The sequence below is a fragment of the Streptomyces cinereospinus genome (genome assembly GCF_042430725.1).
In the GTDB taxonomy this organism is placed as follows: domain Bacteria; phylum Actinomycetota; class Actinomycetes; order Streptomycetales; family Streptomycetaceae; genus Streptomyces; species Streptomyces cinereospinus.
Window position 1 is genome coordinate 81,676 of the sequence record NZ_JBHMCY010000001.1, and the last position, 21,473, is coordinate 103,148.

General features: G+C 71.3%; 20 protein-coding genes and 2 tRNA genes. 11 read left to right on the forward strand and 11 right to left on the reverse strand.

The features are described 5' to 3' along the window. Positions 1-98 precede the first annotated feature (98 nt). Positions 99-182 (reverse strand) — tRNA-Leu (locus ACFF45_RS00360). 437 nt (positions 183-619) lie between these two features. Between ACFF45_RS00360 and ACFF45_RS00365 the strand changes: the two genes are divergently transcribed. The 6 genes from ACFF45_RS00365 to pknB all read left to right on the forward strand — a co-directional run bounded on the left by ACFF45_RS00365 (position 620) and on the right by pknB (position 8,797). After that, complete coding sequence (locus tag ACFF45_RS00365; RefSeq protein WP_381340242.1) at positions 620-1,489, forward strand: FHA domain-containing protein; 870 nt, start codon at positions 620-622, stop codon at positions 1,487-1,489. Between the two features lie 10 nt (positions 1,490-1,499). Then, complete coding sequence (locus ACFF45_RS00370) at positions 1,500-2,009, forward strand: FHA domain-containing protein FhaB/FipA (protein ID WP_218516028.1); 510 nt, start codon at positions 1,500-1,502, stop codon at positions 2,007-2,009. Between the two features lie 135 nt (positions 2,010-2,144). Further along, complete coding sequence (locus ACFF45_RS00375) at positions 2,145-3,686, forward strand: Stp1/IreP family PP2C-type Ser/Thr phosphatase (protein ID WP_381340550.1); 1,542 nt, start codon at positions 2,145-2,147, stop codon at positions 3,684-3,686. 27 nt (positions 3,687-3,713) lie between these two features. Next, positions 3,714-5,153 carry an FtsW/RodA/SpoVE family cell cycle protein gene (locus ACFF45_RS00380; RefSeq protein WP_381340245.1) on the forward strand — a complete coding sequence of 480 codons (1,440 nt, stop codon included), beginning with the start codon at positions 3,714-3,716 and terminating at the stop codon, positions 5,151-5,153. After that, positions 5,150-6,622 (forward strand): peptidoglycan D,D-transpeptidase FtsI family protein, encoded by a 1,473-nt coding sequence (locus ACFF45_RS00385; protein WP_381340248.1) that lies wholly within the window; start codon positions 5,150-5,152, stop codon positions 6,620-6,622. Before ACFF45_RS00380 ends, ACFF45_RS00385 begins: the two co-directional genes overlap by 4 nt. Before the next feature lie 171 nt (positions 6,623-6,793). Continuing rightward, a complete protein-coding gene (gene pknB / locus ACFF45_RS00390) occupies positions 6,794-8,797 on the forward strand; it encodes a Stk1 family PASTA domain-containing Ser/Thr kinase (RefSeq protein ID WP_381340251.1) in 2,004 nt (667 codons plus the stop codon). 94 nt (positions 8,798-8,891) lie between these two features. Here pknB and ACFF45_RS00395 read toward each other — a convergent pair whose 3' ends face one another. The 5 genes from ACFF45_RS00395 to ACFF45_RS00415 all read right to left on the reverse strand — a co-directional run bounded on the left by ACFF45_RS00395 (position 8,892) and on the right by ACFF45_RS00415 (position 12,540). Next, entirely contained in the window at positions 8,892-9,647 is a 756-nt protein-coding gene (locus tag ACFF45_RS00395) for a class E sortase (RefSeq protein WP_381340253.1), read from the reverse strand. Positions 9,648-9,660: 13 nt separating this feature from the next. Further along, on the reverse strand, positions 9,661-10,848 hold the full coding sequence (locus tag ACFF45_RS00400) for a class E sortase (RefSeq protein WP_381340256.1): 1,188 nt from the start codon (positions 10,846-10,848) through the stop codon (positions 9,661-9,663). Continuing rightward, positions 10,845-11,483, reverse strand: coding sequence for an aminodeoxychorismate/anthranilate synthase component II (locus ACFF45_RS00405; protein ID WP_381340259.1), 639 nt, complete (start codon positions 11,481-11,483; stop codon positions 10,845-10,847). Before ACFF45_RS00405 ends, ACFF45_RS00400 begins: the two co-directional genes overlap by 4 nt. Then, on the reverse strand, positions 11,480-11,641 hold the full coding sequence (locus ACFF45_RS00410) for a hypothetical protein (protein WP_381340261.1): 162 nt from the start codon (positions 11,639-11,641) through the stop codon (positions 11,480-11,482). The genes ACFF45_RS00405 and ACFF45_RS00410 overlap by 4 nt, the downstream gene beginning before the upstream one ends. A gap of 119 nt (positions 11,642-11,760) precedes the next feature. Continuing rightward, positions 11,761-12,540 (reverse strand): DUF881 domain-containing protein, encoded by a 780-nt coding sequence (locus tag ACFF45_RS00415; RefSeq protein ID WP_381340263.1) that lies wholly within the window; start codon positions 12,538-12,540, stop codon positions 11,761-11,763. Positions 12,541-12,681: 141 nt separating this feature from the next. Here ACFF45_RS00415 and crgA point away from each other — a divergent pair, with 141 nt between their 5' ends. Then, the gene (gene crgA, locus ACFF45_RS00420) at positions 12,682-12,936 is read left to right on the forward strand and encodes a cell division protein CrgA (protein ID WP_381340266.1); all 255 of its coding nucleotides are present in this window, start codon (positions 12,682-12,684) and stop codon (positions 12,934-12,936) included. A gap of 302 nt (positions 12,937-13,238) precedes the next feature. Here crgA and ACFF45_RS00425 read toward each other — a convergent pair whose 3' ends face one another. Beyond that, positions 13,239-14,123: a rhomboid family intramembrane serine protease gene (locus tag ACFF45_RS00425; RefSeq protein ID WP_381340268.1), complete on the reverse strand. Its 885-nt coding sequence runs from the start codon at positions 14,121-14,123 to the stop codon at positions 13,239-13,241. A gap of 130 nt (positions 14,124-14,253) precedes the next feature. Further along, the gene (locus ACFF45_RS00430) at positions 14,254-14,787 is read right to left on the reverse strand and encodes a peptidylprolyl isomerase (RefSeq protein WP_381340271.1); all 534 of its coding nucleotides are present in this window, start codon (positions 14,785-14,787) and stop codon (positions 14,254-14,256) included. Positions 14,788-15,131: 344 nt separating this feature from the next. Here ACFF45_RS00430 and ACFF45_RS00435 point away from each other — a divergent pair, with 344 nt between their 5' ends. Further along, positions 15,132-15,845 carry a DUF5324 family protein gene (locus ACFF45_RS00435; protein ID WP_381340273.1) on the forward strand — a complete coding sequence of 238 codons (714 nt, stop codon included), beginning with the start codon at positions 15,132-15,134 and terminating at the stop codon, positions 15,843-15,845. A 596-nt stretch (positions 15,846-16,441) separates the two neighbouring features. On the opposite strand, the gene ACFF45_RS00440 is transcribed toward ACFF45_RS00435, so the two are convergent. Next, a tRNA-Ala gene (locus tag ACFF45_RS00440) sits at positions 16,442-16,514 on the reverse strand. A 182-nt stretch (positions 16,515-16,696) separates the two neighbouring features. Between ACFF45_RS00440 and ACFF45_RS00445 the strand changes: the two genes are divergently transcribed. Together ACFF45_RS00445 and ACFF45_RS00450 are read left to right on the forward strand one after the other, a co-directional pair. Continuing rightward, on the forward strand, positions 16,697-17,245 hold the full coding sequence (locus ACFF45_RS00445; RefSeq protein WP_381340276.1) for a helix-turn-helix domain-containing protein: 549 nt from the start codon (positions 16,697-16,699) through the stop codon (positions 17,243-17,245). A gap of 50 nt (positions 17,246-17,295) precedes the next feature. Further along, a complete protein-coding gene (locus tag ACFF45_RS00450; protein WP_381340279.1) occupies positions 17,296-19,095 on the forward strand; it encodes a serine/threonine-protein kinase in 1,800 nt (599 codons plus the stop codon). Between the two features lie 16 nt (positions 19,096-19,111). On the opposite strand, the gene ACFF45_RS00455 is transcribed toward ACFF45_RS00450, so the two are convergent. Together ACFF45_RS00455 and ACFF45_RS00460 are read right to left on the reverse strand one after the other, a co-directional pair. Beyond that, positions 19,112-20,392 carry a hypothetical protein gene (locus tag ACFF45_RS00455; RefSeq protein ID WP_381340281.1) on the reverse strand — a complete coding sequence of 427 codons (1,281 nt, stop codon included), beginning with the start codon at positions 20,390-20,392 and terminating at the stop codon, positions 19,112-19,114. Positions 20,393-20,606: 214 nt separating this feature from the next. Beyond that, positions 20,607-20,735 carry a DLW-39 family protein gene (locus ACFF45_RS00460; protein ID WP_003999697.1) on the reverse strand — a complete coding sequence of 43 codons (129 nt, stop codon included), beginning with the start codon at positions 20,733-20,735 and terminating at the stop codon, positions 20,607-20,609. Positions 20,736-21,073: 338 nt separating this feature from the next. On the opposite strand from ACFF45_RS00460, the gene ACFF45_RS00465 reads away from it, so the two are divergent. Continuing rightward, positions 21,074-21,466, forward strand: coding sequence for a DUF6344 domain-containing protein (locus ACFF45_RS00465; RefSeq protein WP_381340283.1), 393 nt, complete (start codon positions 21,074-21,076; stop codon positions 21,464-21,466). Positions 21,467-21,473 lie beyond the last annotated feature (7 nt).

Genomic DNA, 21,473 nt, shown 5'->3' on the forward strand with positions numbered 1-21,473 from the left:
GTGTCCTCACAGGCCGTGACACGGAGAGAACCCGTGACACAACGAGAAACGGGTCCCTGCCGGTGACTTCCGTCACTTGCAGGGACCCGTTCCCTCTGTGCGCGAGGGGGGAGTTGAACCCCCACGCCCTTGCGGGCACTGGAACCTGAATCCAGCGCGTCTGCCTATTCCGCCACCCGCGCATTGGGTGTGTCTCCGGTCCGGCCCTTTCGGGCTGGCGCCTTCCGACACCCAGAACATTAGCACGCTGGACGGGGTGGGTTCACATCCCTTGTCCAGGGCAGGGACACCCCCGGACCGGCACGCCGACCGGCACACTGACCGGCACACTGACCGGCACACTGACCGGCCGTCGCACGTATCAACCTCGTACCGGTACGGCCCGTCCGACCCGGAGCCGGGCGGAGTCCACAGTCCGGTGCGGGACACTTGTTTGCGACCCCCTCTACGATCCATGCCAGACGTTCGAAGGGGAGCGCCGCAGGGAACTTCGTCAGGCGTCGACACCCGTCGGCCGGGCTGACAGGGGGAACCAGCCGATTAACCGGCGCGTGGATACGATCAGTAAGCAGTACCGGGTAGGCAGTACACAGGACGGCAACACCGGAGGAGGTGCCCCATGGGAGTCCTGAAGCGATTCGAGCAGCGTCTCGAAGGTCTGGTCAACGGCACCTTCGCCAAGGTGTTCAAGTCCGAGGTCCAGCCGGTGGAGATCGCCGGTGCGCTCCAGCGGGAGTGCGACAACAACGCCACCATCTGGAACCGGGACCGCACCGTCGTCCCCAACGACTTCATCGTGGAACTGAGCGCCCCGGACTTCGAGCGCCTCAGCCCCTACTCCGGCCAGCTCGGCGACGAGCTCGCCGGGATGGTCCGCGACTACGCCAAGCAGCAGCGCTACACCTTCATGGGTGCGATCAAGGTCCACCTGGAGAAGGCGGACGACCTGGACACCGGTCTGTACCGGGTGCGCAGCCGTACGCTCGCCTCCTCCAGCAGCCAGCAGGCCCCCGCGCCCGGCGGTGGCGCCCGCCCCGCCGGCCCCCCCGCCGGCGGCTACGGCTACCCGCCCCCGGCCGGCCCCGCGCGGCCCGCCGGCGCTCCCCCCATGCCGTCCGCGCCCCCGCCCGGCGCCCGCCCCGGCGGGTACGGTTATCCGCAGCCGGCCCAGCCCGCCGACCAGCGTCCCGGCACCGCCCCCGGCTCCCGAACCAGGTACTGGATCGAGATCAACGGCACCCGCCACCAGATCTCCCGCCCGACGCTGGTGCTGGGCCGCAGCACCGAAGCCGACGTGCGGATCGACGACCCCGGCGTGTCCCGCCGGCACTGTGAGATCCGGACCGGAACGCCCTCGACGATCCAGGATCTCGGGTCCACCAACGGCATCGTGGTGGACGGACAGCACACCACCCGCGCTACGCTCCGCGACGGCTCGCGGATCGTCGTGGGCAGCACCACCGTTATCTATAGGCAAGCCGAAGGGTGATCCGGGGGCAATGTCAGAGCTGACCCTCACGGTCATGCGGCTGGGTTTCCTGGCCGTACTGTGGCTGTTCGTGATCGTGGCCGTGCAGGTCATCCGAAGCGATCTGTTCGGTACGCGCGTCACTCAGCGCGGGTCCCGGCGGGACGCGGGCCGGGCGCAGCAGGCGCAGCGCCAGGCGCCCCCGCAGCAGCGCCAGCAGCCGGCCGGCGGGCGGGCGCGCCGCAACGCCCCCACCAAGCTGGTGGTGACGGAGGGCACACTCACCGGCACCACCGTCGCGCTGCAGTCCCAGACCATCACCCTGGGCCGGGCGCACGACAGCACGATCGTGCTGGACGACGACTACGCCTCCAGCCGCCATGCCAGGATCTACCCGGACCGGGACGGTCAGTGGATCGTCGAGGACCTCGGGTCCACGAACGGCACCTACCTCGACCGGACCCGCCTCACGACCCCCACGCCGATCCCGCTGGGTGCACCGATCCGCATCGGCAAGACCGTCATCGAGCTGCGGAAGTAGTACGACAATGAGCGAGCGGAGCGAGCACGCAGTGGCGGCCGGCACCCCGGGCCGCGGCGCGCTCCCGACCGGAGGGTGGGCAGTGTGGCTCGACAGGAGCGGCTGTACCGGGAGCAGCCGACGGGCGAGGTGCGCATGAGTCTGTCACTGCGCTTCGCCGCCGGTTCGCACAAAGGCATGATCCGCGAGGGCAACGAGGACTCCGGATACGCCGGTCCGCGCCTGCTCGCCATCGCCGACGGCATGGGCGGCGCGGCGGCCGGCGAGGTCGCCTCCTCCGAGGCGATCTCCACCATCGTCCAGCTCGACGACGACATCCCCGGCTCCGACGTCCTCACCTCGCTCGGCACGGCGGTCCAGCGCGCCAACGACCAGCTGCGCCAGATGGTCGAGGACGACCCGTCGCTGGAGGGCATGGGCACCACCCTCACCGCCCTGCTGTGGACCGGCCAGCGGCTCGGCCTGGTGCACGTCGGCGACTCGCGCGCCTACCTGCTGCGCGACGGTGTCCTCACCCAGATCACCCAGGACCACACGTGGGTGCAGCGGCTGGTCGACGAGGGCCGGATCACCGAGGAAGAGGCCACCACCCACCCGCAGCGCTCGCTGCTGATGCGCGCCCTCGGCAGCGGCGACCACGTCGAGCCCGACCTGTCGATCCGCGAGGTCCGGGCCGGCGACCGCTATCTGATCTGCTCCGACGGGCTGTCCGGCGTCGTCTCCCACCAGACGATGGAGGAGACCCTCGCCAGCTACCAGGGTCCGCAGGAGACCGTGCAGCAGCTGATCGAGCTGGCACTGCGCGGCGGCGGTCCCGACAACATCACGGTGATCGTCGCCGACGTGCTGGACCTCGACACCGGGGACACCCTCGCCGGGCAGCTGTCCGACACCCCGGTCGTGGTCGGCGCGGTCGCCGAGAACCAGCACCACCTGCACGACAACGGCATCATGCAGACCCCGGCCGGCCGCGCCGCCGGCCTCGGCCGCCAGGTGCCCGGGCAGGGCGGGGGCGGCGGCGAGTTCGGCCCGCCCGGCTCCGGCGACACCACCGGCTACATCCCCACCGACGGGATCGGCGACTACGGCGACGACGACTTCGTCAAGCCGCGGCCCCGGCGCCGCTGGCTGAAGCGGTCCGTCTACGGCATCCTCGCGCTCGCCGTCATCGGCGGCGGCCTGTACGGCGGCCACCGCTGGACGCAGACGCAGTACTACGTCGGCACCAACGGCGAACACGTCGCGCTGTACCGCGGCATCAGCCAGGACCTGGCCTGGGTCTCGCTGTCGGAGGTCGAGAAGGACCACCCCGAGATCGAACTCAAGTACCTGCCGCCGTACCAGCAGCAGCTGGTCGAGGCGACGATCGCCGAGGGCGGGCTGAAGAACGCCCAGGCGAAGATCGACGAGCTGGCCGTGCAGGCCTCCGCGTGCGAGAAGGAGGCGCAGCGGCGCGCCGCCGAGAGCGAGGACAACGCGCGGACCGGCCAGGGCGAGGCCGGCGGCACCACGGGAACCACCCGCACCTCGTTCACGTCCAAGGCCACGCCGACCCCGTCGGCCACCGGATCCCCGACCCCGACCCCGACCCAGTCCGCGACCGCGCCCACTCCCAGCCCCGGCCCCAGCCTCTCGGAGGAAGAGCAGAAGGTCGTCTCGCTGTGCGGTAAGCAGTAGGCAAGGCGTGAGAGGCCCCGTCACACGATGAGCAGTACTACCAACACGTCGACGCAGCACACGTCCACGATCGGCTCGATCGGCACGCCGAGCAGGCGCAACACCGAGCTCGGTCTGCTGGTGTTCGCCGTCGTCATCCCGGTCTTCGCCTATGCCAACGTCGGCCTCGCGATCAACGACGAGGTGCCGGCCGGCCTGCTGGGCTACGGACTCGGCCTCGGTCTGCTGGCCGGCGTCGGCCATCTGGTCGTCCGCAAGTTCGCGCCGTACGCCGACCCGCTGCTGCTGCCGCTGGCCACCCTGCTCAACGGGCTGGGGCTGGTCGCCATCTGGCGGCTGGACCAGTCCGAGCTGCTGCAGGACATCGGCCAGGCCGGTACGGCGTCCCCGCGCCAGCTGATGTACACGGCGATGGGCATCGCGCTGTTCATCGTGGTGCTGATCTTCCTCAAGGACCACCGCGCGCTCCAGCGCTACACGTACATCTCGATGGTCGGCGCGCTGTTCCTGCTGCTGCTGCCGCTGGTGCCGGGCCTCGGCCAGAACATCTACGGCGCGAAGATCTGGATCAACGTCGGCGGCTTCTCCATCCAGCCCGGTGAGTTCGCCAAGATCGTCCTGGCGGTCTTCTTCGCCGGCTACCTGATGGTCAAGCGGGACGCGCTCGCCCTGGCCAGCCGCCGCTTCATGGGCCTGTACCTGCCGCGCGGCCGCGACCTCGGCCCGATCCTCGTGGTCTGGGCGATGTCGATCCTGATCCTGGTCTTCGAGACCGACCTGGGCACGTCGCTGCTGTTCTTCGGAATGTTCGTCATCATGCTGTACGTCGCCACCGAGCGGACCAGCTGGATCGTCTTCGGTCTGCTGATGTCCGCGGTCGGCGCGGTCGGCGTGGCCTCCTTCGAGACCCACATCCAGCAGCGCGTCGCCGCCTGGCTGGACCCGATGCGCGAGTACACGCTCTCCCGGCAGGACGTCGAGGGCCACTCCGAGCAGGCCATGCAGGCGCTGTGGGCGTTCGGCTCCGGCGGCACCCTGGGCACCGGCTGGGGCCAGGGCCACTCCGAGCTCATCCGGTTCGCCGCCAACTCCGACTTCATCCTCGCCACCTTCGGCGAGGAGCTCGGCCTGACCGGCGTGATGGCGCTGCTGCTGCTCTACGCCCTGATCGTGGAGCGCGGTGTGCGCACCGCCCTGGCCGCCCGCGACCCCTTCGGCAAGCTGCTCGCCATCGGCCTGTCCGGCGCCTTCGCGCTGCAGGTGTTCGTCGTGGCCGGCGGTGTGATGGGGCTCATCCCGCTGACCGGTATGACGATGCCGTTCCTCGCCTACGGCGGCTCCTCGGTGATCGCCAACTGGGCGCTGATCGGCATCCTGCTGAGGATCAGCGACACCGCGCGCCGCCCGGCGCCGTCCCCCGCCCCCAACCCCGACGCCGAGATGACCCAGGTGGTCCGCCCGTCATGAACAAGCCCCTGCGCCGGATCGCGGTCTTCTGCGGACTGCTCGTCCTGACCCTGCTGATCCGCGACAACTGGCTCCAGTACGTCCGGGCGGACGAGCTGGCCACCGACACCGACAACCGCCGGGTGGCCATCGAGCGGTACGCCACCCCGCGCGGCGACATCATCGTCGACGGCAAGGCCATCACCGGCTCCAAGCGGGCCGCCAGCGGCGACTTCGAGTACGTCCGCACCTACAAGGACGGCCCCATGTGGGCGCCCGTCACCGGTTACGCCTCCCAGGCCTTCGGCACCAACCAGCTGGAGAACCTGGAGGACGGCATCCTCACCGGCAACGACGACCGGCTGTTCTTCCGCAACACCCTGGACATGCTGACCGGCAAGAACAAGGCCGGCGGCAACGTGGTCACCACCCTCAACGCGGCCGCGCAGAAGGCGGCGTACGACGGCCTGGCCGAGCGCGGCAAGGGCGCGGTGGTGGCGCTGGACCCGGAGACCGGCGCGATCCTGGCGCTGGCCTCCTACCCGTCGTACGACCCCTCGACGATCGCCGGGTACTCCGACGACGACCAGAAGGCCTGGAACAAGCTCCAGAAGAAGGAGAACCCGAACGACCCGATGCTCAACCGGGCGCTGCGGGAGACCTACCCGCCGGGGTCGACCTTCAAGGTGGTCACCGCCGCGGCGGCGCTGGAGCACGGCCTGTACACGGACGCGGACTCGCCCACGAAGACGCCGCTGCCGTGGACCATGCCGGGCACCACCACCGAGCTGAAGAACGAGGGGGACATCCCCTGCAGGAACGCGACCCTCAGGGTCGCCCTGCAGTGGTCCTGCAACACCGTCTTCGGCAAGGTCGGCTCCGACCTCGGCAACGACAAGATGCTGGAGACGGCGGAGGAGTTCGGCTTCACCTCGGAGCAGTTCACGCCGGTCCGCTCCAACGCGTCGGTGTTCTCCGACGACATGAACCAGTCGCAGACCGCGCTGTCCTCGATCGGCCAGTTCAACACCGCCGCGACGCCGCTGCAGATGGCCATGGTCGCCTCCGCGGTCGCCAACGACGGCACGCTGATGAAGCCGTACATGGTCGACAAGCTCCAGGCGTCCAACGTCGACACCATCGAGCAGACCGAGCCGGAGGAGCTCAGCAGGCCGCTGTCCTCGGACAACGCCCAGATCCTCCAGTCGATGATGGAGACGGTCGTCGACAAGGGCACGGGAAGCAACGCGAAGATCGACGGCGTCACCGTGGGCGGCAAGACCGGTACCGCCCAGCACGGCGTCGACAACAGCGAGAAGCCCTACGCCTGGTTCATCTCGTACGCCAAGCTCGACGACGGCAGCTCGCCGGTCGCCGTGGCCGTGGTGGTCGAGGACGAGGCGGCGGACCGCGGCGACATCTCCGGCGGCGGCCTCGCGGCACCCATCGCGAAGAGCGTGATGGAGGCGGTCATCCAGAGCAAGCGGTGAGAGCCCCGTCACGTCGTCTTCACATCGGCGCACGTTGCGATACCGGTCCTGTATCGGCTGACGGGCTTGGCCAGGTCACACACAGCGAGCCGGGTACGGTAGGCCCGGACGGCAGTCTCGGGCCGCACGACACGCAGGCCGGGACCGACGGAGAGGGCTGGTAGGTAGCTTATGGAAGAGCCGCGTCGCCTCGGCGGCCGGTACGAGCTGGGCCCGGTGCTCGGCCGTGGTGGCATGGCGGAGGTTTACCACGCGCATGACACCCGGCTCGGGCGCCAGGTGGCGGTGAAGACGCTGCGCGCGGACCTCGCGCGCGACCCGTCGTTCCAGGCCCGCTTCCGCCGGGAGGCCCAGTCGGCCGCCTCACTCAACCACCCCGCGATCGTGGCGGTCTACGACACGGGCGAGGACTACATCGACGGGGTCTCGATCCCGTACATCGTGATGGAGTACGTCGACGGCTCCACGCTCCGGGAACTGCTGCACTCCGGCCGCAAGCTGCTGCCGGAGCGCGCCATGGAGATGACCATCGGCATCCTCCAGGGCCTGGAGTACGCCCACCGCAGCGGCATCGTCCACCGCGACATCAAGCCGGCCAACGTCATGCTGACGCGCAACGGCCAGGTCAAGGTGATGGACTTCGGCATCGCCCGCGCCATGGGCGACGCCGGCATGACGATGACGCAGACCGCGGCCGTGATCGGCACCGCCCAGTACCTCTCCCCGGAGCAGGCCAAGGGTGAGCAGGTCGACGCGCGCAGCGACCTGTACTCCACCGGCTGCCTGCTGTACGAACTGCTGACGGTCCGCCCGCCCTTCGTGGGCGACTCCCCCGTCGCGGTCGCCTACCAGCACGTGCGGGAAGAGGCGCAGCCGCCGTCCGTCTTCGACCCCGAGATCACCCCGGAGATGGACGCGATCGTCCTGCGGGCGCTGGTCAAGGATCCCAACTACCGCTACCAGTCGGCCGACGAGATGCGCGCCGACATCGAGGCCTGCCTCGACGGCCAGCCGGTCGCGGCCACCGCGGCCATGGGCTCCGTGGGCTACGGCGGCTACCCCGACGACCAGCCGACGACGGCCCTGCGCTCCGACGGCCACGGCCACGCGGGCGCGACGACACTGCTCCCGCCGGTCAACCCGGACGACGGCGGCTACGGCTACGACGACCGCCCGGACCGGCGCCGTCAGAAGAAGTCCAGCACCTCGACGGTCCTGCTGGTCGTCGCGGCGGTCCTGGTGCTCGTCGGCGCGATCATGATCGGGCGGTTCGCGTTCAGCGGCGGCGGTGTGGGCAACGACACGGTGCCGGTGCCGAACTTCGTGGGCCTGACCGCGGAGGACGCCCAGAGGCAGGCGGAGAACAGCGACCTCGTCCTGGAGGTCGAGAACAAGCCCTGCGAGGACCAGAAGAAGGGCAACGTCTGCTCCCAGGACCCGCAGCCCAAGACCGAGGTCGACAAGAACACCCCCGTCAACATCGTGGTGTCGACGGGCGCGCCGAAGGTGGCCGTGCCCAGTGTGATCGGTCTCACCGCCGAGGAGGCCACGGCCAAACTCGAGGGCGAGGACTACGAGTTCAAGATCGAGACGGAGACCCGGGTCTCCTCGGAGGAGCCGGACACCGTCCTGGAGCAGAACCCGGCCAGCGGCCGGGAGGTCGAGAAGGGCTCCACGATCACCCTGGTCGTCGCCAAGGCCGAGGAGAAGGCGACCGTCCCGAACGTGGTCGGCCAGGCCTGTGACGCTGCCCAGAAGCAGTTGCAGGACAACAACCTCACGGGCACCTGCACCGAGGTCCCGACCACCGACCCCAACCAGGACGGCAAGGTCGTCGAGGTGACCCCGCCGGCGGGCTCGCAGGTCGACAAGAACTCGACGGTGGCCATGAAGGTCGGCAAGCTCCAGCAGCAGAAGACGAAGGTCCCGAGCGTCGTCGGACAGACGGTGGGCCAGGCCAGGCAGACCCTGAACGCGGCCGGCTTCACCAACATCCAGTTCGAGGGCGGCAGCGACCAGAGCGACGGGGCGTTCGTCACCGCGCAGAACCCGCAGGGCGAGACGGAGGTCGACGACCCCGCCGCCACCCAGATCACCCTGCGCACCGTGGGTCTGGGCGGCAACAACGGAGGCAACGGCAACGGCGGCCTCTTCGGCGGCGGCGACGGCGACTGACCGCCCCACGTCGTACGACCGAGCCCCGGCACCCCGTACAAGAGGGGCCGGGGCTCGGTCGTCGTGCCTACGAAGCCCGGGGACCGGGACCGCCTCAGCCGCGCAGTTCCTCCGGCGGGGTCCGTTCGCCGTCCACCTTCTCCACGCGCGTCAGCTCGCCCCAGACCACGTACCGGTAGCGGCTGGTGAAGACCGGGGTGCAGGTGGTCAGCGTGATGTACTTGCCGGCCTTCGTGCGGCCGGACTCGCGGGGGATCGCGTCGAGGACCTTGACGTTGTACTTCGAGGTCTCGGGAAGGACGGCGTAGACCTTGTAGACGTACCAGGTGTCCTTCGTCTCGAAGACGATCGGGTCGCCCTTGCTGATCCGGTGGATGGCGTGGAACTTGGCGCCGTGGCCGTCGCGGTGGGCGGCGAGCGAGAAGTTGCCGTTCTTGCCGCTGGTGGGCAGGGTCGCCTTGACGGGGTCGGTGTAGTAGCCGGCGACGCCGTCGTTGAGCAGCTCCGCCGAGGTGCCCTTCTTGATGAGGATCTCGCTCTTGTTCATCGTGGGCACGTGCAGGAAGCCGATGCCGTCCCTGGTGTCCAGCGCGCCGGGGCCGCCGGCCTCCTGCGAGGTGGCCCACTTGTCGCGGACCTTGTCGCCCTCCTGGTCCGCCTTGCGGTCGGCGAGGACGTTCGTCCACCACAGCGAGTAGACGACGAACAGGCCGAGCACGAGGCCCGCGGTGATGAGGAGTTCACCGAAGACACTGACCGCCAGGGCGATCGGGCCGGGTCCGCGGCGCCCGGGCCGGGGCGCCGCGGGGGCGGCGTCGGTGTGCTCTTCACGATCGGTGGTCGCTGCCACGTATCATCTGCCCTTAACTGACGAGCGCATCCGGCTTGCCCTTGCTGCGCGGCCGTTCCTCGACCATCTTGCCCCAGACGATCATCCGGTACTTGCTCGTGAACTCCGGCGTGCACGTCGTGAGGGTGATGTAGCGGCCCGGCCCGGTGAAGCCCGATCCGGCGGGGACCGGGTCGAGGACGCTCACGTTGCTCGGCGAGGTCACCGGCAGGATCGACGCCATGTCGTAGACGTAGTACGTGTCCTGCGTCTCGACGACGATCGGGTCGCCCGGCTGGAGCCTGTTGACGTACCGGAACGGCTCGCCGTGCGTGTTGCGGTGGCCCGCGAGTCCGAAGTTGCCGGTCTCGGCGTCCGGCATCGCCGTCTTCAGCGCGCCCTCGGCGTAGTGGCCCACCATGCCCCGGTCGAGCACCTTCTCGTTGCTGATGCCCTCGGCGATCGGCACCACCACGTCCAGCTTGGGGATGTGCAGCAGCGCGAAACCCTGCCCGGGCCGGAAGGCGCCGGGGTTGCGGGTGCCGTTCGCCCAGTCGTCCTGGAGCTGGCTGGCCTCGTTGCCGGCCTGGGCGTGCGCCCGGACGTTCGTCCACCACAGCTGGTAGGTGACGAACAGGAGCATCAGCACACCGGTGGTGATGAACACCTCGCCGATCAGCCGGCTGGCCACGACCGCGGGGCCGGGCCTGCGGGCCCGGGCGAGCCGGCGGGCCTCGACGCGGGAGAGCCGGCGGCCGGGCCCGTCCGCCGTCGGCTGCTCCGCGGCCGCCTCCACGGGAGCGGCGTGGCCCGCGTGGCGCCGGTGGCGGCGCTTGGCGGCCTTCCTGCGGGCCGCGCGGCCGCCCGGGGTGACCCCGGTGCCACCGGTGCCCGTTGTGGCTTCTGTGGGCCCTGTGGGCGGTGTGGGTTCCGTGGAGGATGTGACGGCCGGGGCCACCGCGGTGGCCGCGGTGGCCGCGCCCCGGGCAGCGCGCCGGGCGCCGGGCGGTACGGCCCCGCCCCGCGCCTGCGCCACCCGCAGGGCCATCGTCTCCGCGTCCGCCGGCGCCCCGCCCGCGGCCGCCTCGTACGGCTGCTGCTCGTACCAGTCCCCGAGCGCGCCCGCCGCCTCGTACGGCTGCCGGCCGTACGAGGAGCCCTGGTCGCCGGCGTCGCCGTAGGCGGCCGCGCCGGACTCGCGCTCGGGGCGCAGCGCGGTCACGCCGTGGCCCTGCCCACCACCGGGGCGAGCCCCGCCGACCTCGCCACCGCACCCTCGTCGCCGCACTCCGCCAGCCAGTTGGCCAGCATCCGGTGGCCGTGCTCGGTCAGCACCGACTCGGGGTGGAACTGCACGCCTTCGACGGGCAGTTCCCGGTGGCGCAGGCCCATGATGACGCCGTCGCGGGTGCGGGCGGTGACCTCCAGCTCGGCCGGCACGGTCGGCGGCTCGGCGGCCAGGGAGTGGTAGCGGGTCGCCGTGAACGGCGAGGGCAGACCGGCGAAGACGCCCCTGCCCCCGTGCTCGACCAGGGAGGTCTTGCCGTGCAGCAGCTCGGGGGCGCGGTCCACCACCCCGCCGTAGGCGACCTGCATCGACTGCATGCCGAGGCAGACGCCGAAGACGGGCACCCCGGCGGCGGCGCAGTGCCGGACCATGTCGATGCAGACGCCGGCCTGCTCGGGCGCGCCGGGGCCGGGCGACAGCAGGACGCCGTCGAAACCGTCGTCGGCGTGCGCGGTGCCGACCTCGTCGTTGCGCCGGACCTCGCACTCGGCACCCAGCTGGTACAGGTACTGGACCAGGTTGAAGACGAAGCTGTCGTAGTTGTCGACGACGAGAATGCGCGCGCTCACTGGTTGTCCACCGTCACATCGTTGAAGGGCAGCAGCGGTTCGGCCCAGGGGAACACGTACTGGAACAGGACGTAGACGGCGGCCAGGACCAGTGCCAGTGAGATCAGCGCCTTGACCCACGCGTTCCCCGGCAGATGCCGCCAGATCCAGCCGTACATGCCGTCCCTTCCGTCGCGCCACGGCACCAGAAATCCACGCCGTACTGCACCAGACTAACGGCGCGGGGCGGCTGGTTTCCCGGCCTCCACGGGCTGTGCGGAATCCGGCGGGAAGGCGCTCACTCCACGGGCCGGGCGTACCGCAGGTCCACCGTGCCCGAGTAGCCGGGCAGCGTCACCGTCCCGTTCTCCGCCACGTTCCAGCCGAGCCCGTAGACGTTGACGTACACCATGTAGTTCTGGATCGCCGGGGAGGCGGAGAGCGCCTGCCGGAGCCGCTCGGGGTCGCCGACCGCGGTGATCTTGTACGGCGGGGAGTAGACGCGGCCCTGGAGGATCAGGGTGTTGCCCACGCAGCGCACGGCGCTGGTGGAGATCAGCCGCTGGTCCATGACCCTGATGCCCTGGGCGCCGCCCTGCCACAGGGCGTTCACCACGGCCTGGAGGTCCTGCTGGTGGATGACCAGGTAGTCGGGCTGGGGCTCGGGGTAGCCGGGGAGTCTGGCGGTGGCGTTGGGCGGGGCGTCGTCGAGGGTCACCGTGATCGCCTCGCCGGTGAGCTCGTGGGTCCCGGCCTCCTTCTCCAGGGCGGCGAGCTTGTCGTCCTCCGCCTTGGTGCTGCCGTCGTCCCGCTCGGCCAGGGACTCCACGTCCTCGCGCAGGGCGGCGTTGGTCTCGTCCAGCTCGCCGTTGTTGCGGCTGCGCTCGTGGATCAGGTCCGAGAGCCTGAGCAGGGACGTGTCCGTGCGGATGTTGGTGCCCTTGGCGGTGTGGAAGCTGGTGAAGAAGATGAGGCCCGCGAGAGCGAAGACGGCCGCGGTGAGCAGCCGCACGGGCCGGAAGGCCCATCGGCGCCCCGCGCTGGATCCCGTCCCGGGGGAGTCGGCAGAATTGCTCAACGTACCCTTATCTCCTTCGGCGCCGCGGAAGCACTACGCTAACGGACGCCCGGGGGAGCGCTCGGTGTCCCCTTGTACGCTGCCCCGAGCCCGACCCAGTTCCCTGCGCGGCCACGCAGCGCATCGACAGGAGAGACCCTCGTGCCGAAGTCACGTATCCGCAAGAAGGCCGACTACACGCCGCCGCCGTCGAAGCAGGCGACCAGCATCAAGCTGACCAACCGCGCCTGGGTCGCACCGGTCATGCTCGCCCTCTTCCTGATCGGTCTGGCCTGGATCGTCGTCTTCTACGTGACCAACAGTTCGCTGCCCGTCGAGTCGCTGGGCAACTGGAACATCGTTGTCGGCTTCGGGTTCATCGCGGCCGGGTTCGGCGTCTCCACGCAGTGGAAGTAGCCGGTCGACGGACGGGCCACCGGGCGGTGAACGGAGTTCTGCCCATGGCTATCCGCTGAGTTATCCACAGCTTGGGGTCACTTTCCACACCTGACCTGGGGAAAAGACGACGATCTGTGGATAACCCATCGAGCGTTGACACCGGTACGACCGTCGCACGATCTCCCGAAAGACTGTTCGCCCTCTGCCTGACCTGCGGAAACGCATGTCATAGGCAGGGGGCACAGGTGTTCCTGCACCGTATGCACAAGATCCGGCACACGCTGTGGACAACTGCCCGGCTCAGTGGATAACCCCCTGGCTCAGCTGAGCTGAACCGTGCGCAGCAGCGTCACCCCGACGACCACGGCCAGCATCAGCGCACAGGCGCCGTACTGCACCAGGGCCCGCCGCTCACGCGGGGCGTGCACCATCGCGTAGCCGATCACCAGACCGCCGACGAGACCGCCTATGTGCGCCTGCCAGGCGATGTTGCTCCAGGTGAACGTGAAGATCAGGTTGATCGCCAGCAGGACCAGGACCGGCCGCATGTCGTAGTTGAGCCGGCGCATGAGGACGGCCGTCGCGCCGAAGAGCCCGAAGACCGCGCCCGAGGCGCCGAGCGAGGCGGTCGTGGGAGCCGCCAGCAGATAGGTCAGCGCGCTGCCCGCCAGTCCGGAGACCAGGTAGAGCGCGAGGAAGCGGGCCCGGCCGAGGGCCGCTTCCAGGGGGCCGCCGAGCCACCACAGGCTGAGCATGTTGAAGGCGACGTGCCAGATCGCCTCGTGCGCGAACATCGACGTGACCAGGCGGTACCACTCGCCCTCGGCCACCCCCTCCGTCGGGCCCCAGGGCGCCGGCGGCCACGCGCCGACCAGCACCAGGCCGTCCAGCACCGACGGGCGGAACTGGACGAGGAGGAACACCGCCAGGCTGATCCCGATCAGGATCTTGGTGAGCAGCCGGGGGTCGGCGGCGACCGTGCCGCCCGCCAGGGTGCGGGGGCGGGAGGCGCCCGGCGCGTGGCCGGTGCCGGCGGCGCCGCGGACGCATTCGGGGCACTGGAAGCCGACCGAGGCGCTGACCATGCAGTCGGGGCAGATGGGGCGCTCGCACCGCGTGCAGCGCACGCCGGTCTCGCGGCCCGGGTGGCGATAGCAGACGGGCGCGCTCTGCGCGTCCGGCTGACTGCCCTGCGCCTGGTCCATGAGGTCCCCTCGGTCGTCGTCTCGGCGCTGCAACGCCCCGCTCATCTTTACGGACGAGCGGGGCGCCAGGTTCCCACCGGCAGGTCTCGGACCCGTTCCGGGGGCATGTTCCTCGCGGCGCCGCGCGGGCTCAGGCCTCGCGGGACTCGACGACGACCGTCTCGATGACGACGTCCTTGAGCGGGCGGTCGGTGCGCGGGTTGGTCTGGGTGCTCACGATGGAGTCCACGACCTTCTGGCTGGCCGCGTCCGTGACCTCGCCGAAGATGGTGTGCTTGCGGTTCAGCCACGCCGTCGGGGAGACGGTGATGAAGAACTGCGAGCCGTTGGTGCCCGGGCCCGCGTTGGCCATGGCCAGCAGGTACGGCTTGTCGAACTGCAGGTCCGGGTGGAACTCGTCCGCGAACTGGTAACCCGGTCCGCCCGTGCCGTTGCCCAGCGGGTCGCCGCCCTGGACCATGAAGCCGCTGATGACCCGGTGGAAGACCGTGCCGTCGTACAGCCTGGCGGTGGACTTCTCACCGGTCGCCGGGTGGGTCCACTCACGCTCGCCCTTGGCGAGCTCGACGAAGTTCTTGACCGTGTTCGGCGCGTGGTCCGGGAACAGCCGAACCTGGATGTCGCCGTGGTTGGTCTTCAGGGTGGCGTAGAGCTGCTCGGCCACGATCTGCCTTCCGTTGTCTTCCTGTGACCCCCCGATCCTCGCACGGTCCACGCCCGGCGTCGCCCGACGCCCGCTGACAGGCGGGTATCCGGGCGTATCGGTTGCGCAATTCCGGACGAGTCGCCCCTCGGACACGGGCGCCGGAGGTCGATTCGTGGCATTGTCGACGACAAGCTCCTGTTGTTCCGTGTTCATCCGCTGTTGCACCGTGATCACCCATCCGCTGCCGCACCGCGATCGTGACCCGGATGCCCGCCCGCGCATGCCGCATCGCTTCCGGACAGGCATGATCCGTAAAAGGGTGGAAAGTCGAAATACCGTACGCCACCGAGGAGGAGGAACCCGTGACCCGCATCGACAGCGTGCGCGCCGCGACCGGCTCGGCGAAGGACAGCGTGCTGCACGCCGCGGAAGTGGTGGCGCCCTACGCCGACACGGCCAAGGACCGGGCCGCGCACTACGCACACGAGGCACGCGTACGGCTCGCGCCCAGGGTGTCGCAGGCCGCCGGGCAAGCTCGCGTGCAGTACGCGTCGCATCTCGCGCCGCACGTGGAGCAGGCCCGCCACCAGGTCCGCGCGCATGTGCCGCCGAAGGTCGACCACGCCGCCCACGAGGCCACCGTCCGCGCCCGCGACGCCGCACGGCAGGCCGCCGAGTACTCCCGGCCGAGGATCGAGCAGGCGGTGGCCGCGGCCGGGCCCGTCAAGGACGAGGCCGCGGCCCGGGCCGCGGCCGTCCTGGCCGCGCTGCGCGGTCAGGTCTCGTCGAAGGAGATCCAGAAGCTCGTCCGCAAGCACGAACGCCGGGCGAAGGCCGGCCGGGCCGTGAAGGTGCTGGCCGTCGCCGGGGCGATCGCGGGCGGCGCCTACGCCGCCTGGAAGTGGTGGGACAAGCAGGCCAACCCGGACTGGCTGGTCGAGCCCCCCGCCGCGACCGAGGTCCCCGAGTCCGGCGGGCTGACGTCGGTGGACGGCAGCGGCGAATCCGCCCTCGACCCCGAGGTGCAGGCCAAGGAGGCCGAGGAGGAGGCCGCGCACCGCGACGACCGCGGCTGAGCGTCGCGGAGGCTGCGGCCGGGTGGATTCCTGAGTGCCGGTGGGGCGGGCGACCTGAGGTCGCCCGCCCCACCGGTGTCTCACGTGGAACGGACCCGACGCGGGCGGGGAGCGGAGAGGGGAACGGAGAGGGTGGAGGGGAGCGGCGATCGCGGTTGCAATGCTGAGCAGCCCTCATGCCTCGTCACAGGGTGACTGCGGGGGTCGGTGGGGGGTGTTTGCGCAAAGGGGGTCTTCCGCGGCCGGGGGTGGTCCGGGCGGCTCGCGCAAAGTGGCGGCTCGGGCGGACTGACGGCCCGGGCCGGCCGGCGGCTCGGGCTGGCCGGCGGCTCGGGGGCGGCCTGGCAGTGCGGGCGGCTCGCGGCTCTGGCTGTCCGACGGGCTCGGGCGGCCCGGTGGCTCGGGCGGCCTGGCGGCCCGGCGGCCCGGCGGCCCGGGCAGTCACGGCAGTGCCGGGCGCTCTGGCGGCCGGGAGGAAGACGGAGGGGGAGCGGAGGGGGAGCGGAGGCCGACGCACACGCCGCCGACGCCTGCCACAGAGGGACGAAGAATGCCCTCTGAACCACGTTTCCGCAGTTCAGAGGGCGTCTGAGAAGTGGAGCCTAGGGGAGTCGAACCCCTGACATCTGCCATGCAAAGACAGCGCTCTACCAACTGAGCTAAGGCCCCCGGAAGAGGAACATCCGCCGGAACAACCGCGTACCGGCAGGCGCCGCAGACCAGAGTAGCGGGTCACCCCGGGTATCTCGCAAAAAGATTGGGGGGTCCCCCGGAACGACCACGCTCCGTAAGATGCTCCGCGTGGTTCGCGACAGCGAACCGCCGTGATGGGGAAGCGATGGGGAGACGCAATGGACGCCGCACAGCAGGAAGCCACCGCAAGAGCGCGGGAACTGCAGCGGAACTGGTACGGGGAGCCGCTGGGGGCGCTCTTCCGTAAGCTCATCGACGATCTTGGGCTGAACCAGGCCCGTCTGGCGGGGGTGCTGGGGCTGTCCGCGCCGATGCTGTCGCAGCTGATGAGCGGTCAGCGGGCGAAGATCGGCAACCCGGCCGTGGTGCAGCGGGTGCAGCTGCTCCAGGAGCTGGCCGCGCAGGTCGCGGACGGCAGCGTGAGCGCGGCCGAGGCCACCGAACGGATGGACGAGATCAAGAAGTCGCAGGGGGGCTCGGTGCTCAGCAACACCACCCAGACCACGAACAGTTCGGGAGCACCGACGGTCAAGCGGGTCGTCCGGGAGATCCAGTCCCTGCTGCGTTCGGTGGCCGCCGCGGGGGACATCATCGACGCCGCGGACACCCTCGCCCGGAGCCACCCGGAGCTGGCAGAGTTCCTCCGGGTGTACGGGGCCGGGCGCACGTCCGACGCCGTCGCGCACTACCAGGCGCACCAGAGCTGAGCCGAGGCCTGCGTCGTCGGGAACATTGGGGGGAGGAGCGGCGCACAGCGATGGGTGAGGTCTTCGCCGGACGGTACGAGCTGGTCGACCCGATCGGACGCGGGGGCGTGGGCGCCGTGTGGCGCGCCTGGGACCATCGCCGCCGCCGTTACGTGGCCGCCAAGGTGCTGCAACAGCGCGACGCGCACTCGCTCCTGCGCTTCGTCCGCGAACAGGCGCTGCGGATCGACCACCCCCACGTGCTCGCGCCCGCCAGCTGGGCCGCCGACGACGACAAGGTCCTGTTCACCATGGACCTGGTCGCCGGCGGTTCGCTCGTCCATCTCGTCGGGGACTACGGCCCGCTGCCGCCGCTCTTCGTCTGCACCCTGCTCGACCAGCTCCTGTCGGGCCTGGCCGCGGTGCACGCGGAGGACGTCGTGCACCGTGACATCAAGCCCGCCAACGTACTGCTGGAGGCCACCGGCACCGGGCGGCCGCGCCTGCGGCTGTCCGACTTCGGCATCGCCATGCGGCTGGGTGAGCCGCGCCTGACCGAGACCAACCTGGTGGTGGGGACGCCCGGGTATCTCGCGCCCGAGCAGATGATGGGCGCGGAACCGGACTTCCCGGCGGACCTGTTCGCCGTGGGGCTGGTCGCGCTGTATCTGCTGGAGGGCGCCAGGCCGGACGCCAAGGCCCTCATCCAGTACTTCGCGGAACACGGGACGCCCGGAGCGCCCAAGGGCGTGCCCGAACCGCTGTGGCAGGTCGTGGCCACGCTGTTGCGGCCCGACCCGGTGGCCCGGTTCCGCACGGCCACGGGGGCGCGCAAGGCGCTCGCCGCCGCGGTCGAACTGCTCCCGGAGCCCGGGCCCGACGACGAGCAGATCGAGGTCTTCGACCAGCTGGGGCCCCTGCCACCGGGCTACGGCCCGGACGGTCCGCTCAAGCCGGGCGGCGGAAGGCGCAGGGCGGCGGACCCGGCGAAGACGTCCGGTGCGGTGCCGTCCGAGGCGGGGGGCGACCCGGGGGCGGCGGACCCATGGCCCGGCACCCACTCCATGGTGTCGCGCGCAAGCGCGAGTGCGTCGGACACGTCGCGTGCGTCGAAGGCGCCCGGCGCCACGTCGAATACGTCCGGTGCCGCGTCGAATACGTCCGGTGCCGCGTCGAGTACGTCCGGCGCCGCGTCGAACATGCCCGGCGCCTCAGACGTACCCGCCGATCCACGCCGGCACCCCGCCGCACCCCCGCCGCAGCCGGGCGGGATGTCCGACACCGGCAGCTTCCACCTGCCGCCGCCCCAGCCGACCGTCACCAACCGGAACTCCCCCGCCGGGCCCGCACGGCACCACAGCCCTCCAGAGCAGCAGCCGCAGCGGCAGCCCCCACCCCGGCACGACGGGCCTCCCCCGTACCCTCCACCCGCACAGCCGTCCGTCCTCTCCCCCCAGCCGCAGGCGCCGCTCCGCCCCAGTCCGCCGCCCCCCGGCCCGGTCGCCCCGGTGATGCCTCAACGCGCTGACGCGGACAGTTCCGGCCGCGTAGTCCCGGACCGCCCGCCGACCGGCGGGGAGGTCTCCACCGCCTCCTACACCGCTCAGGACCCGCAGCCCTCGCAGCACCCGCCACACCCGCGGGAACCGCAGTACCCGCAGGGCACCCAGCCCCCGCAGGCCCCGCACCCCCCACAGGGCCTCCATCCCTCCCAGAGCCCGCAGGTCCCGCAGACCCCGCCGCCGCGCCCGTCCCGCCATCGCCGCGCCGTCCGCCGCCGCCCGGGCCCGCCCGCCGCCGTGGTCGTCCCGCTGCTCCTGCTGGCGCTGGTCTGCTACGCGGTGGGGTTCTGGGCCCTGGCCCAAGGCTGAGCCCGCCTCCGCCCGCCTACCCGGCGGGCCCGGCCCGCCGCCGCGCGACCACCGTCCACACACCGAGCCCCACCAGGATCGCGCTGCCCCCACCGATCCCGGCCACGGCGACCGCGGTCATCGCCCCGTCGTCCCCGGCCCCTCCAACCCCACCCACCACGGCTCCCCCGCCGCCCGCAAGACCACCGTCCCGGGCCTCGAAGACCCCGTCCGGCACGGGCCGCCCGGCGTAGGCGGGTCCCTCCTGCGCCGTCCCCCTGAGCCCCACGCGCAACGTCAGCCCGAACGGCCCGTCGCCGAACTCCTCGGCCACGTCGGCGGAGAGGTGCACGACGAGGCAGTAGGAACCGGCGAAGCGCATCGCGCTCACCCGGCTGGTGAAGGAGTGACGGTTGGCGTGGTCGGCCGGCGGGAGCGGGGCCAGCGCCGCGGCCCGCTGGGTGCCGTCGTAGCCGACGCCCTTGTGGGCGACGAGACCGCGTACGGGGTTGTAGAGGGAGACATCCAGCGCGCCGACGGCGTAACCGGCGCCCGACGCCGCCGCGCCGAGTTCCGCCGTGGCGGACAGCTGCCGGCCCCAGTCGACCGGGACCTCGTAGAAGAGGGTCTGCCCGGGGGCGATGTCGTCGCTCCAGACGCCCTGCCCCACGGTGGTCGCGCTCGCGAAGCCGGCGCCGCCCGCCCGCCGTACCGGCTCGTCCGCGGGCGGTGCGGGGGTCGCGGAGTCCCAAACCCGCGGCGTCCGGGTGGCACCGGCCCGGGTCAGCGCCGGCTCCTGGACCGCGACGAGCTCCAGGGCCCAGTCGACCGGCGCCGAGTCGCTCCTACCTGCGCGCTCGACGACCACGTAGTACGTTCCCGCGCCCCCGCAGCGGGTCCCGCCCGCCTCGCGCGCCCCTGCCGCCGCGATCGGATGCGGGCTGCGGGCGGCGCCGAAGGTCGCGGTGTCGGAGGTGCAGAGCCTGCCCTCGGCGTCCTGCACGGACACCTTGACGCCCTCGACCGCGGAGACCTCGGCGCCCGGGTCGGGTACGGCGGTGGCGGAGACGTACGCGTTCGAGGCGGCGTCGAGTGCGAGGCGGTAGTACGCCTCGCCGCCGGGCGGCAGGGTGCTCCGGTACGTCCGGCCGGTCTCCAGCGGTACGGCGTCGGCGGTCCCGGTGGCGGCGGGAACGGTCCGGGCGTCCTCGGCGAACGCGAAGGAGCCGACGGACCCGGCGCCGGGCCCGGAAGCCCCCGGTGCCGAGCCGGCCGCCCGGGCGACCCCCGGCGGCGCCACCAGCGTCGGCAGCAGCACCAGCAGCAGGGCCCCCGGCAGTGTCCGCGCCCCTATACACCACCGCGCCGTCCGCCGCCGCCCGATCACGCGCCGCCCACCCCCGGGGAGTTCCGCCCTCGAACCGTCCGTGCCTGGCCCATCCTGCCCCGCGGACCCCTCGGCCGGCACCCGCGGACACGCAAAACCCCGACCGCGAGGCGGCCGGGGTCTGTTCACTTCCGGTTGTCGGTGCTCACGAACCCGTGGGCACGGAGTCAGTCGCCTCCGTCCACAGATCCTGCTCGGCGCGATCCGCCTGGATCTGGCGGTACACGAGGAGCCCGCCGATGGCGGCCAGTGCGACCAGGAGAAGCTTCTTCACCGCGCTACCTCGTCTTTCCTTGACGTAGGGGACCTCTGGCGCCCGACTATACACACCGGCCGATACCGATCGGTGACCTGCGCCGGGCCCCAACTCCCCACCGGCACCGCGCACTAGAGACACCGGATCCAGAGGGTGACCACCGCTCTACGGAGGGTGAGTTTTGCCCTGCCATCACCACTCTCCCGCCGTCTTCTTGTCTTTTCGGGCCTCTTGCACCCATCCGAGTGGTGTTGATCTGACATACGACGCGTCACGGGCGTCGGTCCCACACTTGGCGATCCCCATACACATCATGAGGACAGTACGCAAATCGCCCAACCCGAAAGTGAGGGGCCATGACCCGGAACCCGGTCATGAAGCTGTGGAACATCGTCGTCACCGCCTTCCTCGCGCTGTTCACGGCGCTCGGACTCGTCACCACGTCCGCCTCCGCGGCCGTACCGCAGACCGAGTCGGCCCGCAACAGCAACAGCGACAGCAACAGCACCGCACTCCCCACCGTGCCGACGACGTCCCCCCGGGCCTGGTCCCATGCCAGGTCCCTGCCCCCCACGATGAAGCAGCGGATCAGGGCCGAGGCCCACGGGAAGTCCCCCCGGTGCAGGCACCGCCCCCTCGCCGGAACCGCCCGGACCGACACCTCCGCCGGCACCACCGCCACACCGGACGACGGCTGCGAGGCGCGACCGCCGGCCGCCGGCCCCGTATCGATCCCGCTCCAGCGCTGATCCCCTT

Excerpts from the sequence above, each read along its gene's own strand:
- ACFF45_RS00365 (WP_381340242.1), top strand. The coding sequence starts at position 620 with ATGGGAGTCCTGAAGCGATTCGAGCAGCGTCTCGAAGGTCTGGTCAAC.
- ACFF45_RS00370 (WP_218516028.1), top strand. The coding sequence starts at position 1,500 with ATGTCAGAGCTGACCCTCACGGTCATGCGGCTGGGTTTCCTGGCCGTA.
- ACFF45_RS00375 (WP_381340550.1), top strand. The coding sequence starts at position 2,145 with ATGAGTCTGTCACTGCGCTTCGCCGCCGGTTCGCACAAAGGCATGATC.
- ACFF45_RS00380 (WP_381340245.1), top strand. The coding sequence starts at position 3,714 with ATGAGCAGTACTACCAACACGTCGACGCAGCACACGTCCACGATCGGC.
- ACFF45_RS00385 (WP_381340248.1), top strand. The coding sequence starts at position 5,150 with ATGAACAAGCCCCTGCGCCGGATCGCGGTCTTCTGCGGACTGCTCGTC.
- pknB (WP_381340251.1), top strand. The coding sequence starts at position 6,794 with ATGGAAGAGCCGCGTCGCCTCGGCGGCCGGTACGAGCTGGGCCCGGTG.
- ACFF45_RS00410 (WP_381340261.1), bottom strand. The coding sequence starts at position 11,641 with ATGTACGGCTGGATCTGGCGGCATCTGCCGGGGAACGCGTGGGTCAAG.
- ACFF45_RS00425 (WP_381340268.1), bottom strand. The coding sequence starts at position 14,123 with ATGGACCAGGCGCAGGGCAGTCAGCCGGACGCGCAGAGCGCGCCCGTC.
- ACFF45_RS00445 (WP_381340276.1), top strand. The coding sequence starts at position 16,697 with ATGGACGCCGCACAGCAGGAAGCCACCGCAAGAGCGCGGGAACTGCAG.
- ACFF45_RS00450 (WP_381340279.1), top strand. The coding sequence starts at position 17,296 with ATGGGTGAGGTCTTCGCCGGACGGTACGAGCTGGTCGACCCGATCGGA.
- ACFF45_RS00465 (WP_381340283.1), top strand. The coding sequence starts at position 21,074 with ATGACCCGGAACCCGGTCATGAAGCTGTGGAACATCGTCGTCACCGCC.